The 15,606-nt window shown below is 40.9% G+C and carries 16 protein-coding genes, 1 tRNA gene and 1 pseudogene; 6 read left to right on the top strand and 12 right to left on the bottom strand.

The genetic code is table 11. From position 1 onward, the window contains the following. Nucleotides 1-293 precede the first annotated feature (293 nt). Both BGP78_RS06360 and BGP78_RS22625 read right to left on the bottom strand, forming a co-directional pair. The gene (locus tag BGP78_RS06360; RefSeq protein ID WP_119860619.1) at nucleotides 294-875 is read right to left on the bottom strand and encodes a hypothetical protein; all 582 of its coding nucleotides are present in this window, start codon (nucleotides 873-875) and stop codon (nucleotides 294-296) included. 83 nt (nucleotides 876-958) lie between these two features. Further along, the gene (locus tag BGP78_RS22625; protein WP_157592853.1) at nucleotides 959-1,102 is read right to left on the bottom strand and encodes a hypothetical protein; all 144 of its coding nucleotides are present in this window, start codon (nucleotides 1,100-1,102) and stop codon (nucleotides 959-961) included. Between the two features lie 133 nt (nucleotides 1,103-1,235). Here BGP78_RS22625 and BGP78_RS06355 point away from each other — a divergent pair, with 133 nt between their 5' ends. Next, on the top strand, nucleotides 1,236-1,748 hold the full coding sequence (locus tag BGP78_RS06355; RefSeq protein ID WP_119860618.1) for a metal-dependent hydrolase: 513 nt from the start codon (nucleotides 1,236-1,238) through the stop codon (nucleotides 1,746-1,748). A gap of 100 nt (nucleotides 1,749-1,848) precedes the next feature. On the opposite strand, the gene BGP78_RS06350 is transcribed toward BGP78_RS06355, so the two are convergent. The 5 genes from BGP78_RS06350 to BGP78_RS06330 form a co-directional block, all read right to left on the bottom strand. Next, nucleotides 1,849-2,466, bottom strand: coding sequence for an FKBP-type peptidyl-prolyl cis-trans isomerase (locus tag BGP78_RS06350; RefSeq protein ID WP_010362931.1), 618 nt, complete (start codon nucleotides 2,464-2,466; stop codon nucleotides 1,849-1,851). A 73-nt stretch (nucleotides 2,467-2,539) separates the two neighbouring features. After that, a complete protein-coding gene (locus tag BGP78_RS06345; protein ID WP_010362932.1) occupies nucleotides 2,540-2,908 on the bottom strand; it encodes a hypothetical protein in 369 nt (122 codons plus the stop codon). A gap of 49 nt (nucleotides 2,909-2,957) precedes the next feature. Continuing rightward, a tRNA-Ser gene (locus BGP78_RS06340) sits at nucleotides 2,958-3,048 on the bottom strand. A gap of 69 nt (nucleotides 3,049-3,117) precedes the next feature. Beyond that, entirely contained in the window at nucleotides 3,118-3,489 is a 372-nt protein-coding gene (locus BGP78_RS06335; RefSeq protein ID WP_119860617.1) for a hypothetical protein, read from the bottom strand. Nucleotides 3,490-3,663: 174 nt separating this feature from the next. Continuing rightward, nucleotides 3,664-4,653 carry a rhodanese-related sulfurtransferase gene (locus BGP78_RS06330; protein ID WP_119860616.1) on the bottom strand — a complete coding sequence of 330 codons (990 nt, stop codon included), beginning with the start codon at nucleotides 4,651-4,653 and terminating at the stop codon, nucleotides 3,664-3,666. Nucleotides 4,654-4,871: 218 nt separating this feature from the next. Here BGP78_RS06330 and BGP78_RS06325 point away from each other — a divergent pair, with 218 nt between their 5' ends. The 4 genes from BGP78_RS06325 (at nucleotide 4,872) to BGP78_RS06305 (ending at nucleotide 10,663) form a co-directional block, all read left to right on the top strand. Continuing rightward, nucleotides 4,872-6,197 carry a DEAD/DEAH box helicase gene (locus BGP78_RS06325; protein ID WP_119860643.1) on the top strand — a complete coding sequence of 442 codons (1,326 nt, stop codon included), beginning with the start codon at nucleotides 4,872-4,874 and terminating at the stop codon, nucleotides 6,195-6,197. Further along, the gene (locus BGP78_RS06320) at nucleotides 6,194-7,027 is read left to right on the top strand and encodes a S1 RNA-binding domain-containing protein (RefSeq protein ID WP_119860615.1); all 834 of its coding nucleotides are present in this window, start codon (nucleotides 6,194-6,196) and stop codon (nucleotides 7,025-7,027) included. The genes BGP78_RS06325 and BGP78_RS06320 overlap by 4 nt, the downstream gene beginning before the upstream one ends. Nucleotides 7,028-7,177: 150 nt before the next feature. Next, the gene (locus BGP78_RS06315) at nucleotides 7,178-7,555 is read left to right on the top strand and encodes a hypothetical protein (RefSeq protein ID WP_119860614.1); all 378 of its coding nucleotides are present in this window, start codon (nucleotides 7,178-7,180) and stop codon (nucleotides 7,553-7,555) included. Between the two features lie 600 nt (nucleotides 7,556-8,155). Next, nucleotides 8,156-10,663 carry a TonB-dependent siderophore receptor gene (locus BGP78_RS06305; RefSeq protein ID WP_119860612.1) on the top strand — a complete coding sequence of 836 codons (2,508 nt, stop codon included), beginning with the start codon at nucleotides 8,156-8,158 and terminating at the stop codon, nucleotides 10,661-10,663. 73 nt (nucleotides 10,664-10,736) lie between these two features. Here the strand turns inward: BGP78_RS06305 and BGP78_RS06300 are convergent, their stop codons facing one another. From BGP78_RS06300 to BGP78_RS06280, 5 genes are all read right to left on the bottom strand, one after another. Continuing rightward, nucleotides 10,737-11,309, bottom strand: coding sequence for a tRNA-(ms[2]io[6]A)-hydroxylase (locus tag BGP78_RS06300; protein ID WP_010362940.1), 573 nt, complete (start codon nucleotides 11,307-11,309; stop codon nucleotides 10,737-10,739). Nucleotides 11,310-11,396: 87 nt separating this feature from the next. Continuing rightward, nucleotides 11,397-12,029, bottom strand: coding sequence for a sulfotransferase family protein (locus tag BGP78_RS06295; protein ID WP_119860611.1), 633 nt, complete (start codon nucleotides 12,027-12,029; stop codon nucleotides 11,397-11,399). Beyond that, complete coding sequence (locus BGP78_RS06290; RefSeq protein WP_119860610.1) at nucleotides 12,029-12,403, bottom strand: MAPEG family protein; 375 nt, start codon at nucleotides 12,401-12,403, stop codon at nucleotides 12,029-12,031. The genes BGP78_RS06295 and BGP78_RS06290 overlap by 1 nt, the downstream gene beginning before the upstream one ends. A 92-nt stretch (nucleotides 12,404-12,495) precedes the next feature. Beyond that, on the bottom strand, nucleotides 12,496-13,209 hold the full coding sequence (locus BGP78_RS06285) for an SIMPL domain-containing protein (RefSeq protein ID WP_119860609.1): 714 nt from the start codon (nucleotides 13,207-13,209) through the stop codon (nucleotides 12,496-12,498). Between the two features lie 53 nt (nucleotides 13,210-13,262). Then, a complete protein-coding gene (locus BGP78_RS06280; RefSeq protein ID WP_119860608.1) occupies nucleotides 13,263-14,078 on the bottom strand; it encodes an ABC transporter substrate-binding protein in 816 nt (271 codons plus the stop codon). 188 nt (nucleotides 14,079-14,266) lie between these two features. Here BGP78_RS06280 and BGP78_RS06275 point away from each other — a divergent pair. Continuing rightward, nucleotides 14,267-15,591, top strand: a pseudogene (locus tag BGP78_RS06275) (IS4 family transposase). Nucleotides 15,592-15,606: the final 15 nt, after the last annotated feature.

The following is a 15,606-nucleotide window of genomic DNA, read 5'->3' as shown; positions in this document are numbered from 1 at the left end:
ATGCCAAAATTGCCGAAACAGCATCATACCCCTGACCTTGTTGTATATTTATTCAACTGAGTTAGCTTACAAGACTGATAGGAATGAAAATAGTGAAGCATTGTTAAGGAATGTTGAGCACTGTCAGAAAGTGTTAGCGACGTATTTGTAAAGTCAACGAGAGACACCAACACATACCAGCACATACCAGCACATTGTTTTGTGAGAATAACGCGAAAAAGAGTTTAAAATGCGGCCCAATTAGCTATTTAGCTTACTTGGTTCAGTCATCTGTTAATAAAGCGAGTATGACGTTAGACCAAAGGCTCTGCGCAAACAGCCTGATCAGTTTTCTTGGCAAGCCATGTTTTAATAAGTTGGGTTGTGGCTTCTACTGGCAATACTTCAGTAATGGTTAAATCAGCACTTTGCCTCGCTTGGTTTACTGCTGATATATAAACGTCTCGTAAATGATCTTCATATTTAGCCAAATACGCAAGCAGTGAGTTGACTTCATCTGATTTTGCTCTGTGTATGTGCCTTTGAATTATGCGTGCTAAACAAAGCTCCATCGGTAAGTCTAACAGAATGACATAGTCAATTAAGTGGGACATCGAATCACGCACTCTGCCAAATGGTTCTTCAATAAAAATAAATCGATTGCTGCTCGTTAACTTTAGCTGTGCTAGTCGCTGAGTAAACCTAGGGCTTTTAATTACCGAAAGATCAGCGCCCTGTACCAGCCATTTTTTCATATCTGCGGGGTACGTATCAGCTTCTATAAAGTCATCAAAACAAACGTAGATGGTATTAAAATGCGTGGCTAAATGCTTAACTATGGTGGTCTTTCCTGCGCCAGAGGCTCCGCTAACTGCAATAATGCGCGTGTTATTCATTATTTCCTTACTTTCTACCAATTACGCAGTAAATGCATCAAAAAGTGTGATTAACACATATTAATCACACTGTCCTATTATACTTACGGCTGACGACAGAATTGGCGGCTCAATTCCTTAAACCACTCAGAGGTGAACCCTCCCCCTGCTATATTTGGAGTCTGCTTAGGATCAATCGCTCTTTTTTTGTCCGTTAAGTTCTTGTATATCTTTTTATTTAACTTCATGAGTATTCCTTTTTAGTGTAAATCAATCACAGTGTAGTTGATATAGTATTATTGACACATATTTCATACTAGGTTCATGTTAATTAGACAAATATGAAGCTGTTATCTGGCTTTAAATATAAGGAAATACACTATGCCTTTTACACCAATACATATGGGACCTGCACTTTTAGTTAAACCCATTTTAGCAGGCAATTTTAGCCTTATGGTCTTTGGGTGGACACAAATAGTCATCGATTTACAGCCTCTTTATGTGTTGCTTACAGGAGAAGGCCAGCTGCATGGTATAACTCACACCTACCTTGGCGCGATTATTATCGCAATGATCAGTGCGATTACAGGAAAATATTTATCTGAATTTGCCTTTAAAATAACTAAGCCGCTGCATCATTCTGCTGTTAGTGTCATTAAGTGGCGGGTTGCGTTTGCAAGCGCACTTATTGGCAGTGTAAGTCACGTTTTCTTAGACAGTATTATGCACTATGACATGGCACCATTTTATCCATTTAGTACCTATAATGGTTTACTTGGCGTAACCAGTTTAAAAAGCCTTCATCTCTTTTGCTTATATAGTGGCTTAGTTGGGGCATGTCTTTACGGTCTGATTAAGTGGTATAAGATCAAACAACATGATCCAGCCTGCTAGAGCTGCCGCACCAAGTCTCACCCAAGTTCACACCATCGTTTTTAGGCAAAAAAATACCCAGCATGGCTGGGTATTTTCACTCTTAACACCTAAGTGTTAATTAAAGAATTTCAAGTAGCTCAACGTCAAATACTAACGTAGAGAAAGGTGCGATTGATGCACCAGCGCCACGCTCGCCGTAAGCAAGCTCATGTGGAATGTATAAACGCCACTTTGAACCAGCCGGCATAAGTTGTAGTGCTTCAGTCCAACCAGCGATAACGCCGTTTACTGGGAATTCAGCCGGCTCACCACGATCGTATGAGCTATCGAATACAGTACCGTTGATCAGAGTACCGTGGTAATGAACACGTACTTTTGATTCTGCAGACGGCTTATCGCCTTCACCTGTAGCAACAACTTCATACTGTAAACCAGATTCAGTTACTGTAATTTCTGTACGCTTTGCATTTTCTTCTAAGAATGCAATGCCTTCAGCCGCTAATACTTTTGACTCTTCTTCACGACGAGCTTGAATTTCAGTGTTAATTTTTTCAAATGCAGCTTGGATCTCAGGGATCTCAACACGCATTGCTTCACCTGCATACGCATCTTTCATGCCTTCAAATACTGAGTGCAAGTTTAAACCTTCAAAAGGGTTTGCTTTAAGTTGCTCACCCATTTGTAAACCAATACCATAGCTTGCTTTTTCAGCATCTGTGTTAAATAAATCTGACATTCTAAATTTCACTTTTTGTTTCTATTAAAAGACCCGCGCAGTGTAACATAGCCATTATCGAGTTTAAAAGCGATTAACCTAGCTTCTGAGCTTGCCATTGCTTGATTTGCAACACTAAATAGGTAGCGATGGGTAAACATACAACCAAACCAGCTAACAGTTCTTGACTGTAACCTGTTAGGGTGTCTGAAAAGATGTATCCAAACCCGACAATGCCACACAAACTGATCACTATTGCACTAAACACAGGAGACAATTTTTCATATTTACTGATCAAATGGCCTACAAGTAAGTTAAATAAGAAGGTATAACCGAGTGTTGAAGTAAGCGTTGGCTCAGGCTGACCATCAATCGCAAGCACAAGTGCCATTTCAAGGCCGCTTAAATAGAAAAAACTAAACACAATCCATAACGCACAATGTTTTATGATTTCAGTAGACATACGCTCTCCAAACGAAAAAAACCGCCGAAAGGCGGTTTTTAGAATGAGGTGGCGGAGAGATAGGGATTTGAACCCTAGAAGGGCTACAAACCCTTGCCGGTTTTCAAGACCGGTGCTTTCGACCACTCAGCCATCTCTCCGTTGTTGGCGCGGATATTAGTGGTTTTTAGTTCCGCTGTAAAGCAAAATAATTATTTTTGGGCAACTTTTTAATAATATTGCTTTGGTCTACGTGCAAACCAAGCCCCGCAAATACATAAGCCAATTAAACCCAATAACACTAATGTAAAATTGAAACTCAGTGTTGCTAATTCTTTGGTAGGCAATGCAACATTGAGTGCAATAGGCAATAATGACACACCGCCTACAAATAACAGCACTTTTAACGCTCTATAAAATTCAAAACGACGGCTGTAGTTCATCCACCACGCTAGCACAGTGACTAAAAGCCCAGACGCAGCCAATGCAAATTTAACTTCAGCAGTACTTGAAAATATATACGTGCTCACAATCGAGCCTATTAGGCCCCAAATGACCCACGTCCACCAGCTTTCTCGCTCTTTTAAAAATAAATTGCCCATAATCTAACTTCTATTATTGTTTTTCGGACCAATATAGACTACCAAAAAAATCGACTATAAAACAACCATTGATATAATATTCATAATAAAGCCGTATAACGCCTGTAAGGCGTTATAGTTTATACTAAAAAGCCTCAGACAATGCTGAGGCTTTTCTTTATATTATTCAACGTGCTAGGCTGACTTTTTATTACGTTGTGCCTCTTTTTGCGCTTGCTTTTGCTCTTTGCGTTGACGCAACACTTCTTGCGCTTCATGGCCGATATGACCTTCACCGCGTAGCTCAGCTAGTTGAATTTGTTTTTGGCGCTCAGCAAAGCGTGCTCTTTGCTCTTCGGTAAGGCTGTCATGGCAATGATGACAAGACACCCCTTCCATATATTGTTCTAGCTGCATCTCAGCTTCTGTAATAGGCATACGACAAGCGTGGCACTGTTCATATGAGCCCTTTTCTAAATCATGATCAACGGCAACACGATTATCAAAAACAAAACACTCGCCTTCCCACAAGGTTTCTTCTTTTGGCACTTCTTCTAAGTACTTAAGAATACCACCTTCCAAATGGTATACCTCATCAAACCCTTGTTCTTTCATATATGCTGTGGACTTCTCACAACGGATCCCACCCGTACAAAACATCGCCACTTTCTTGTGTTTTGCTGGATCGAGGTTTTTCTCAGCCCACTCAGGAAATTCACGAAATGTTTTAGTCTTAGGATCTATTGCATGTTTAAACGTACCAATTTCAATTTCGTAGTCATTTCGAGTATCAACCACAACAACCTCAGGATCTGAAATGAGCGCATTCCAATCATTTGGTTTAACGTAACTTCCCACAACTTCAAGTGGATCGATCCCCTCCACACCCATTGTCACAATTTCTTTTTTAAGCTTGACCTTAGTGCGGTAAAATGGGCAGGTACCATCAAATGATTCTTTAGAAACAATATTATTCAGGCCAGGTTGCGCCTCTAACCATGCAAGTAGTGCATCGATACCTTCACGTTTACCTGCAACGGTTCCGTTAATACCTTCCAATGCAAGTAACAAAGTACCGCGTACTTCATTTTGTTCCATCACGTCATGTAAGGGTTGACGGATCTGTTCAAAATTAGGTAATGACACGAATTTATACAATGCACACACAACATATGCTTTAGACATAGATATTCCTATAATCAGCTTTAGTTACACTAAACTGGCTTATTTTCAACCAGTCAGTTCATTAAACCGGAACGTAAATCCGGCGCTAGAGCGCGTATTGTACGGATTTTTAGTTTAATTGCAAAAACCTTGCTAACAATGCGCTTTTTACTATTAGTGAATGGCTTAGCTTTGCTATAATGGCCTGTCATAAAAAATTTGTTTTGGAGAAAAACGCTTTGCACTTTACTGAACTGGGCATAGACACCCGACTAGAAGCACAACTTGCACACCAAGGGATCACTTCACCTACCGAGATCCAAAGTCAGGCAGTCCCGACCGCCATTGCTGGCCATGATGTGTTTGCTCAGTCTAAAACCGGCTCAGGAAAAACATTGGCATTTTTACTCCCAGCTATTCATCGTGTAATGAAACAACGCGCATTGAGTAAACGTGACCCGCGCGTACTCATTATTGCCCCAACACGAGAGTTAGCTACACAAGTGTTCTCACAATGTCGCTTACTCGTAGCCGGAACCAGTATTTCAGTGGTTAAAGTGCTTGGTGGTGAAAACTTTAACGATCAAGTCAAAGCACTCAGAAAAGACCCACAAATCGTGATTGGTTCACCTGGCAGAATTGCAGACCACCTAGAGCAACGTTCATTACAGCTATCAGGGTTAGAGTTACTGGTATTTGATGAAGCAGACCGTATGCTTGATTTAGGCTTTGCACCACAACTAAACTTAATTAATGAACAAGCAAATCACCGCTTGCGCCAGACGCTGCTTTTCTCTGCAACGCTTGACCATGCACAAGTAGAAGTCACGTCTCGTAATTTACTTCGCTCACCAAAGAAAATTATTCTAAGTGATGCGCATCAACAACATGGCGATATTAAGCAAACCCTCTATTTTGCTGATCACCTTGATCACAAAGACGCGTTATTAAAACACTTTGTAACACAAGACAATGTAGGACAGTGTATTATCTTCACAGCCACACGTAGTGATACGGTGCGGATCAGTGAGCAGCTGAACACATTAGGAATAAAAGCCGTTGCCCTTGCAGGAGACCTAGCACAAAATAAACGCCTAGATATTATGGACACATTTAGCCGCGGCTTATTTAAAGTATTGGTCACCACTGACGTCGCCTCTCGAGGACTTGATTTACTTAGCGTAACTCACGTTATTAATTTCGATCTGCCAAAGCAAGCTGAAGAGTATGTGCACCGTATAGGTCGTACAGGTCGAGCCGGATTTAAAGGCACTGCAATTTCTTTAGTTGGTCCGAAAGACTGGAACAGCTTCGTGGCTATTAAAAACTACTTAAATGATGCACTATCATTTGAAAGTATCAGCGGGTTAGAGGCCAAGTTTAAAGGTTTCAGGCCACCAAAGCCTAAAGCTAAAGCACCGGTTGAAAAGAAGCCAGCCCAAGCAAAAGCCGCTAAAAAACCAGTAAGAAGAAAACCAACAAAACCTAAAAAAGCAATCCCTGCGCCATTTGATGTTGATGGGCACGCACCACTACGTCGTAAACCAAAGCCAACTGAGGAATAATCATGCTAGGTAGCATTCAAAATTTAATGATCAATGAATTATGTGCCGAGGGCGCATACCTAGACGGCCGCGAGTTAGGCGAAGTATTTTTACCAAAAGCAGAAGTTGAGTCTCACCTTGAATTAGGTGACAGTGTCCAGGTCTTTATCTTCCAAGACTCGCAAGGTCATATGACTGGCACAACAAAAACTCCCATTGCGCAAGTCGGCGAATTTGCTTTGTTGCGCGTAAAAGAAATCAATAGCTTTGGTGCATTTCTTGATTTGGGTGTTAGCAAAGATATTCTTGCGCCATTCAACGAACAAAAACCTAAGATGCGTGATGGTCATAGCTACTTAGTAAAGCTATATCTTGATAATGCAAGCCAACGGTTATGTGCGTCGAGCAACATAAATAAATTCGTCAATAAGACCGATGCTGAATACGCCCCATTACAAGAAGTTGACTTGATCGTGGCATCAAAAACTGACATTGGTTATAAAGTCATCATCAATGAACAGCACTTAGGGGTGATATTTTTTAATACTATATTTAAGCGTATGTTTATCGGCCAAAAATTAAAAGGCTTTGTTAAAGTCGTACGCGAAGATGGTAAAATCGACGTAGTACTCGAAAAACCGGGTATGGCAAAAGTAACAGGATTAAGCGAACAAATTTTAGCTGAGCTCTCAGCTAAAGGCGGATTTTTACCACTGGGCGATAAATCAGATCCTGAACTTATCAGAAAGACTTTCTCGACCAGTAAAGCTAATTTCAAAAAGGCGATTGGTGGTTTGTTTAAGCAAGGTAAGATTGACATCGAAGCCAAGTCAATTTCTCTTCGTAAATAACCCACTCCCCTAATTAGGGCCCATAACTTAATGGGCCTTTTACAACCAGCGCTATTCTAGAAAACAGCAACGTCAATTAAAACCTATCACACTTTTTTACAAACACAGTTTCGATTTACCGTTACACTTGTGTCTAAAAAAAGGATATATATGAAAAACTTAATTGGATGTTTCACTGTGAGCGTAGCCCTAAGTGGGTGTATTTTTGTCCCTAAAGACGTTACTTACTATGACGAACGGTGTCAAGTTTATGCGAAAAAGAGTACGCTCGAATCGTCAAACCTGATCGCATTTGGTGCTTGTGGCAGTGACTTTAGTTGTGGTGCAGCGCTAGCCAGTGCTGGATTAGTGAGTGCTGCGAGCCTCGTGGTGTCTGGCTCTATATCTCTTATTGAAAACACCGTTTACTGGATTGAAACAGAAAAAGACTGTTTAGCCGAACCAAAATTAAAAAGGTTACCGAACGCAGAACCAAAGGTTCAGACTCATGATCCGCTCGATAGCATTTCTATCAAAGAAGGCGCATAAAAGGCTGAGCGTTATCACGCCGATAAATGGTTAATAGCGCTCATATTTTCCTAATACATAGCAACAACAAAATGCGCAGACTGCCATTAAGGCCAAACTTTCAAAAGTGCCTAGCTTATTGTGAGCAAGGTTTGAAAAAAACAGCGCTAATGCAAGTGCCACGCTATAAACTAGGACAACATTACTAAATGCAGAGATAAACTCACCACCGCACGTACGGCAAACACGACTGCGTCGGCAATTAACATGCAGCCTTGTTAATAACCCAAACGGCTTCTCACAATGCGGGCAACACTTTACTTTGAAAAAACGCATAACTAATAATTCCTTTTATTATTTTATCGGGTCTATTTGACGGTTAAATAATACCTTAGTAAGCGCAAAAAATATATTCTTAGGTACAGCTTCGTAAACAAGATGCATGCTATGAGTACGCGATTTGTAAGCCATTCATGAATTAATAATTACTGTTATACCTTATAACAAAATATAATTTCGCTTACTAATACGATAATATTACCATCCAGCCCCTTTTATATTATTACTACTTTTCATAAATCTATGAATAGTTTTTCCCATTTACTAAATCAAGGAAAGACCATGTCCAAACTCGCCCTATTAACGACATCAATTGGTGCTGCACTCTCTTCTTTTACAGCAATAGCAGAGTCAAAAGAACAACACGCTCAGTTAACGACTGAAGTAATCGAAGTCACAGGTACGCGCAGAAGCTTGCGCAGCATTTCTGAAAGTACAGTCCCTGTTGATATTATTAGTATTGACGAAATGCAAAGTTCAGGACAGATGGAGTTAAGCCAGGTTCTTACCACCTTGATCCCTAGCTTTAACTTTCCTAACTCACAGTTGGCTGATGGAACTGACCATGCAAGACCTGCTGTTTTGCGTGGCTTAGCCCCAGACCACACATTAGTACTTATTAACGGTAAACGTCGTCACGCGGGTGCCCTACTTAACCTCAACGGGACTGTTGGCCGAGGTTCTTCTGCGGTAGATTTAAATACTATTCCAACAGCAGCAATTAAACGCATTGAAGTACTCCGTGATGGCGCGGCAGCACAATACGGCTCCGATGCCATTGCTGGCGTAATAAACATTATACTAAAAGATGCTGAGCAAGGCGGCAGTCTTGCACTGACTTACGGTCAAAACGACACACAAATGGCAGGCTCGGCACAACTACTTGAAACCTATAGCAATGAACAAGGTGATCTTGCCTTTAATAAAGGAAGTGACCGCCGCGTAAAAGATGGTGAAACAACCACCTTAAGTGCAAATCTTGGGTTGTCACTCTTTGAGCAAGGGTTTATTAACCTATCAGGTGAGCTAAGAGACAAAAATGCCACCAATCGCTCTGGTATTGACCAACGTGAACAGTATTCGCGAGACGATAACGGTACATTAGACCCGCGTGAATTTAATGCCCAACGTTACAACCACCGTTTTGGTAAACCTGACCTGAAAGACTATGCTCTGTTTTATAACGCAGGTTACACGCTAGACAATGATTTATCTTTATACTCATTTGGTAGTTACTCACAACGTGAAGGAAATTCTGGCGGATTTTTTAGGCGTCCAAAAGACAGCCGTAATGTAAGTGACGTTTACCCCGATGGTTTTTTACCGCAAATTGAATCGGACGTAAAAGACTTTTCATTTGCTCTTGGTCTATCTGGTACACATAATAACTGGGATTATGATATCAGCACAAATTATGGCCAAAATGACTTTGCTTTTTCAGTCGTCAATAGCATTAATACCTCTATGGGTGCCCAAAGCCCGACTGAATTCGATAATGGCTCATTGATATATGATCAGTGGTTAGTAAACGCCCAAGCTAAGACTGATTTTGATTTGGGTTTATATGATGATGTGTTTTTCACAATAGGCGCTGAATACCGAAAAGAAAACTATAAAATCCAAGCTGGTGAGCAAGCTTCCTACCTAACAGTGCTTGACTCGCAAGGCGTGCCTGTAGCGGCCGGTGGTGCACAAGTGTTAGCTGGCTTCTCTCCCGCCAGTGCTGTTGATGAGACCCGAAATAACATTGCACTGTTTGCAGAATTTGATACTTACTTAAGCGAGAACTGGAACCTCGTATTCGCAACTCGGTTTGAAGATTACAATGATTTTGGTTCAACGCTTACAGGTAAACTTGCCAGCCGTTATGTGTTTAATGAAAACCTGTCATTTAGAGGTGCGCTAAGTTCTGGATTCAGAGCACCTTCTCTTGCTCAAACCTCATATAAGTCAATTGCAACAGTATTCGAAGACGGCCAACCGAATGAAGTGGGTTTATTCCCTGTTGATACCACTGCTGCAAAAGCACTCGGCGCTAAGCCACTTGAAGCGGAAGAGTCGGTTAATATTACAGCTGGTTTTGTCTATGAATATAATAACTTCAGCTTGACGTTAGACGCCTACCAAATTGATATTGATGACCGCATCGTCCTATCAGAAAACCTTAGCGGCCCAGCGGTTGAACAAATACTCAAAACTGCGGGTGAAAATAACGTTCAACGCGTGCGCTACTTCACTAATGCTATCGACTCTAGTACTAAAGGTGTCGATATTGTCGCAACCTATGGCTTTGACCTAGAAGCACTTGGCATGCTTAATTTTAGCGTGGCGGTCAACTTCAATGACACAGAAGTAACGAACGTAAAAGCGAATCCAACTGAGTTGTCGGATTTAGGTGAAGATTACCAATACTTTGCACGACGCGAAATCGCTCGTTTTGAAGACGCAACACCAAAAGATAAATGGAACTTAGTTGCAACATGGCGCTTTGAACAATGGACTTCCACTTTAAAAGCCACTCGCTATGGAGAAGTGCAAGATCCATCTAGTAATATTGATAATGATGAAGTGCTCGCAGCAAAATGGATCACTGATTTGGATATTGCCTATCGTGTGAATGAGCAGTGGCGCTTAGCCATCGGGGCAAATAATGTATTTGATCAGTACCCACAAGATACTGTTGGTAATATCGGGTTCAGTAACTTTAATCAGATATTCCCTTACTCAGCATTTTCTGCCTATAACACCGATGGGCGTTTTGTTTACGCCAAAGTCTCTATGACTTTTTAATTGGCTGCTTAAACCTTAAGACAATAAAAAAGCCAAACAGTTGTTTGGCTTTTTTATTACGTATATTAGTAGCTTAATGCAGCGCTGCCGTAAATGGGATACTCTCGCAAATTTCAGCTTCAGCAATTAAAATCTCTTCTAAACGTTCATCAATAAGCGCTTTATCAAAATACTCATAAGCTAACTCAACAAATAAGTTCTTATGCTTTTCTTCTGACTTCGCAATTGCAACATAAAAGTCTTTCTCTTTACCCGCAGGAAGTGCCTCGGCGACTAAAGAAAAGCGCTCGTGCCCTCTGGCTTCAATTACGGCTGCCACGAGTAAACGGTCAATCAAAAACTCATCTTTACCATTTCTAAAGATGGCACGGATTTTTTTGATGTAAGGGTCTTTCTGATCGTTACCTAAAATAATGTCTCGTTCATTAAGTAGTTTGAGCACTTGCTTAAAGTGGATCATTTCTTCAATCGCCAAATCAGCCATCGCTTTAACCAGCTTAATTCTATCTGGGTAATGGCTCAACATCGACATAGCCATGCCTGACGCTTTTTTCTCAGCTGCAGCGTGATCTTGTAAGAACGTGCCAAAGTCTTCGAGTACCTTATGCGTCCATTCAAATGGCGTGTGATATTTCAATTCAAACATGCTTACTTCTCTTACTCAATGTACCTAATAAAAAGCACTTCTAAAAATTTGCGTGCATTTTAGCGCACATAAAAGCGATGGCAAAGACTAAACGTTAACTAATAGCAATTCATCTTTGTCTACTTTGCCTTGGCGGGTTGAGGCTACTTTAAGCGGATCTCGAATGGCATTCCACGCTGTTACCTTGCCTTTTTTATTTAAAAATGGCATTGTCGCCCCGCTATCTACACCCAAATATGTAGCAAGTTGTTGCATGGCATCTGGCTCTGATAAATTGAGTACTAAGTGCGTCAATTTCTGCGCTTTAAAAAAATCTAACACTGTATGTTTATGCGCTTCATAGCATTGAGTTAAAAATGCATAGTCCTCAGTATTATTTTCGGTCAACCCCAAAAATGTCTCCAAGTAACAACGTTTAATGGTATCGTTAAACCCGCCTTTTTCACTGAATAAATTACTCGACATACGCGTTAGCAACTGAGCAATAGAAGGCAGCCACAACGAAAGTTCTCTGTCTAAGTAAATATACTTCGCATCTGGGTATAAAACTGACAACTGCTTATAGTCATTGAAAATAGGGGTATCAGCAATAACTTGCGCGTCACGAAACGTATTACGTGTATATGCGGTGTGCGCCGTCTTATAACCTAAACTTAAACATGCGACGCAAACACTCGTCGTGCCTGTTCTAGGCAGACCAACTATAAAAACTTTACTCATTAATTTATATATAAAACCAAATTCGCAATACTAAGCGCCAATAGTACCAAAAAGGTCAATGCCATGCCTATGACTCGTAACCTTAAGTTTTCTCTTTTAAGGGCTTGCCAATGGACCACCCGCGCTAAAAAAAAGCTCATACCGGCAATATGAATAGCGATGCCATTAAAGTTTTGCATTTCTAAAATGAACAGCAGCAATACTGCAAAAGGAGTATATTCTATAAAATTAGCATGGGCTCTAATTGCATTAGTGAGTTGACTATTTCCCCCATCACCCAAACCTATCTTTTCACGCTTGCGGACCGTAATAATTTCAAAGCTTAACTTTATATAAAATAACGCTAATAGCGACCCATATAAACCCGTTATCATTGGCTACTTCCTTTTAATGTCGAAGTAGCCAATATAAACAAGTTTGTCGCACAAAGGAACTTACACGATATAAATTAAGTCGTTCATTATCATTAGTTGTTAATGGTATATACTGCATACACTTGGGCCCTAAGTGTTAAAGCCCCAGTATTGTACGCGTTTTCGACGCTGCCGGAATCACTACTCATAACTTTCATTGATTCAGCGCGAACATAAGGTGCTCGTGGTATCTCCATAGGAGAGAATGAGACCGAATATAGTCCATCGAGTTTCACATCAAAATCAGACGCTAGCTCCTTCGCAGCAAGCTTGGCATCCTTGATAGCAACTTTCTTCAAGCTTTTCATTAATGCACTTTTATTACTCACTTCAAATTGCGTGTTGTTGAATTCATTAATGCCTGCATCCACCAGCTTTTGCAGTAACACAGGGTAACTTTCTATTTGTTCAAGCTTTAATGTTAGCGAACGGCTCACACGAAAACCATCAAATTCATCTTGATTAGTTGTGCGATTATAGCGAGTTTGTCGATACACATTTAATTGTTCTGCATGAATGTTGTCTAACTTAATTTTGTGATTTTTTGCAATAGATATGGCATTTGCCATAACATCATCAACGCGCTTTTTCGCATCTGATAATGACTTACTCTTTTCAGTGATCGCCACCCTGATCACAGCACGGTCGGGCTGAACTTGCATATGAGCATTGCCCTGCACATATAGGTGAGGCTGTGATGGCAGAGAACTGGCAAAGCTTTGGGCACTTAGCAGTGCTGCGGTTAGTACAATCGAACATATTTTCACGGTGCTGATCCTTTAATTTGATTCCGTTGCCTATTGAAGCATATTGCCCTTAATCATGGCTGAATGTTATATGCTTCATTCAAACCTTGTTCTATGAAAACCATTTCTTGCTCAAAAAACAACCCCTTGTGAGCATCAATTATATTTTTTTGTAACTGCTTATTTTCTAGAGCCAATTCGAACAAACTTACCGCCTTACGTCCCTGTGTTGAGTCTGCACACGCGATATAGCCAAATATGGTCGCCTTTGCATCGTCTATTTTATGAAATGTCACCCCTTCACGCTGTTCTGGTTTGGCGTGATGATCTAAAAACACAGAAGTATATTCAATGATGCCATCTAACTTACCTTGCACTAGCATTTTACGCAGCCGAAACGCACTATTAGCCCCTTCACCAATAATAAAACTGTCGGCATATTTCTCAATAAAGCCATCAATGACTTTCCCATATGAGCGCCCTTTCGTCACACCGATCCTTAACCCTTTAGAAACAACCACATCTTTAAGAGACACATTTGAGGGTAATTTCTGTCCTCTTAGAATAAGCCTATTGGCAGGAAATGCCATTAACGGGTATTCAACAAATACCGCCACTGCTTCGCGTTCTGGCGTTTTTACTTTGTTATATAGACATATGTTTGGGTGTGTTTCTAGCTCTCGCCATTCTCTTAAACGGCTCGCAGGAATAAACTCTAAGCTTAAGCGCCCCTTTAATTGGCTGCGCACCTTTAATAAAAGAACCGTCGCTAAATCAGCAGGCTCTTCTGATACGCTGGGGTTATAATCAGATGCAATTTGAATTTCTAACGATTTTGCAGCCACTACTGACGACATAAGTGCCACTAGTAGCAAACAGGTTTTCAGCATTCTTACCTCCAGTTGGGTGAGTAAAAAGCTTATTTCCTTAGCCTATATCTTTTTAGTATAGAACACTTTGAGCACAAAAAAGCCAGCAAGTGCTTAATGCCGATCAGATAAGAAATATTTGATGATCCATTGACCGATCTACTGGTTAGTTTATAAAGGCTTCTGAATTTATTCAGGAGTCTTTTCTTTTGCAATTAACGACAGCACTTTCTCTTGCCAATGGCTATGCCCCTAACTCAGAAGGCTTAAAGCAACTGAGTGATTTCCTATGCCCAGATTTCATCAAGCAATGCGCTGAAACTGCGGGTGTCGCTACGATAAGACGCAGGAGACTTCCTGTTGAAATGGCTGTTTGGACGGTTATTTGTATGTCGCTTTACCGTGAAGACCCGCTGTGGAGCATCGTCAGTAAACTCGGCTTAGCGTTACCCGGAAAAAGAGAACTCGTTGCACCAAGTGCGGTTGTGCAAGCGAGGCAGCGCCTTGGTGCGGATGCCGTTAAAGAGGTTTCCAACAAAGCCAGAAAATGTGGAATGCTGATGCCAACCACCCAACATGGTGTGGCTTATCACTATTAGGCGTTGATGGTGTCATTTGGCGTACACCTGATACAACTGAAAATCATCAGGCGTTCTCTACATGGAAGAATCAACACGGCGATACAGCTTACCCTCAAGTGCGTATGGTTTGCTTAATGGAGCTCACCAGCCATTTATTAATGGGAAGTGCCTTTGATAGCTGTCGTTCAAGTGAGATGGTACTTGCTGAAGACCTAATCGATGTAACCCCCGATAATTCACTGACGTTATTTGATAGAGGCTTTTATTCTCTAGGTTTACTCAATCGCTGGCATCATGCAGGGAAGAATCGTCACTGGCTCCAACCTATGAGAAAAGGAACTCAGTATGAAGTCGTTCGCTCGTTAGGTCGTCAAGACAAACTCATCAAGCTAAAAACGACAGCACAAGCGAGAAAGAAGTTTGCTGACTTACCCAATGATATTGAAGTGAGACTTGTCACAAAAATGATTAAGGGGAAAGAGGTGAATATTCTCACTTCACTGACCGACCAGATGCGTTTTCCTAAAGCTGAAATAATAGACTTATACAGTGATAGGTGGGAAATCGAACTTGGTTATAGAGAGATGAAGCAAACCTTGTTAAATAGCCACTTTACGCTACGTAGCAAAAAACCAGACATGATAGTGCAAGAGCTGTGGGGCGTATTACTTAGCTATAATTTGCTCAGATATCAGATGGTGAAAATGGCGCAGACAAAGCCAGGGATATATGCGAAACACCTTAGCTTTACGACGTGTGCAATAAGTATTATTAACTTAATTCAAACGATGTTTATAGAGAATGCTGGACGGATCCCCAAGTCAATTGAGCAATTACAAGCTCAAGTCGAACATCACATATTACCGATAAAGCGGGAACGCTCGTATCCGAGGTGCATTAAACCAAAACCCAGTAAATATCCCAATAAAAAACGCCAGTCAGTTGTTAACTGACTGGCATTAAGCAAG

It is taken from the genome of Pseudoalteromonas sp. MSK9-3, assembly GCF_003590335.1.
GTDB lineage: Bacteria > Pseudomonadota > Gammaproteobacteria > Enterobacterales > Alteromonadaceae > Pseudoalteromonas.
Note: the sequence above shows the minus strand (reverse complement) of the source record. Positions and strands in the feature narration are given on the sequence as shown.

What these genes read in the sequence shown, in the direction of transcription:
- BGP78_RS06290 (WP_119860610.1), bottom strand. Translation starts at nt 12,403, where the DNA reads ATGATAACGGGTTTATATGGGTCGCTATTAGCGTTATTTTATATAAAG.
- BGP78_RS06295 (WP_119860611.1), bottom strand. Translation starts at nt 12,029, where the DNA reads ATGAGTAAAGTTTTTATAGTTGGTCTGCCTAGAACAGGCACGACGAGT.
- BGP78_RS06350 (WP_010362931.1), bottom strand. Translation starts at nt 2,466, where the DNA reads ATGTCAGATTTATTTAACACAGATGCTGAAAAAGCAAGCTATGGTATT.
- BGP78_RS06335 (WP_119860617.1), bottom strand. Translation starts at nt 3,489, where the DNA reads ATGGGCAATTTATTTTTAAAAGAGCGAGAAAGCTGGTGGACGTGGGTC.
- BGP78_RS06280 (WP_119860608.1), bottom strand. Translation starts at nt 14,078, where the DNA reads ATGCTGAAAACCTGTTTGCTACTAGTGGCACTTATGTCGTCAGTAGTG.
- BGP78_RS06315 (WP_119860614.1), top strand. Translation starts at nt 7,178, where the DNA reads ATGAAAAACTTAATTGGATGTTTCACTGTGAGCGTAGCCCTAAGTGGG.
- BGP78_RS06360 (WP_119860619.1), bottom strand. Translation starts at nt 875, where the DNA reads ATGAATAACACGCGCATTATTGCAGTTAGCGGAGCCTCTGGCGCAGGA.
- BGP78_RS06355 (WP_119860618.1), top strand. Translation starts at nt 1,236, where the DNA reads ATGCCTTTTACACCAATACATATGGGACCTGCACTTTTAGTTAAACCC.
- BGP78_RS06345 (WP_010362932.1), bottom strand. Translation starts at nt 2,908, where the DNA reads ATGTCTACTGAAATCATAAAACATTGTGCGTTATGGATTGTGTTTAGT.
- BGP78_RS06305 (WP_119860612.1), top strand. Translation starts at nt 8,156, where the DNA reads ATGTCCAAACTCGCCCTATTAACGACATCAATTGGTGCTGCACTCTCT.
- BGP78_RS06330 (WP_119860616.1), bottom strand. Translation starts at nt 4,653, where the DNA reads ATGTCTAAAGCATATGTTGTGTGTGCATTGTATAAATTCGTGTCATTA.
- BGP78_RS22625 (WP_157592853.1), bottom strand. Translation starts at nt 1,102, where the DNA reads ATGAAGTTAAATAAAAAGATATACAAGAACTTAACGGACAAAAAAAGA.
- BGP78_RS06300 (WP_010362940.1), bottom strand. Translation starts at nt 11,309, where the DNA reads ATGTTTGAATTGAAATATCACACGCCATTTGAATGGACGCATAAGGTA.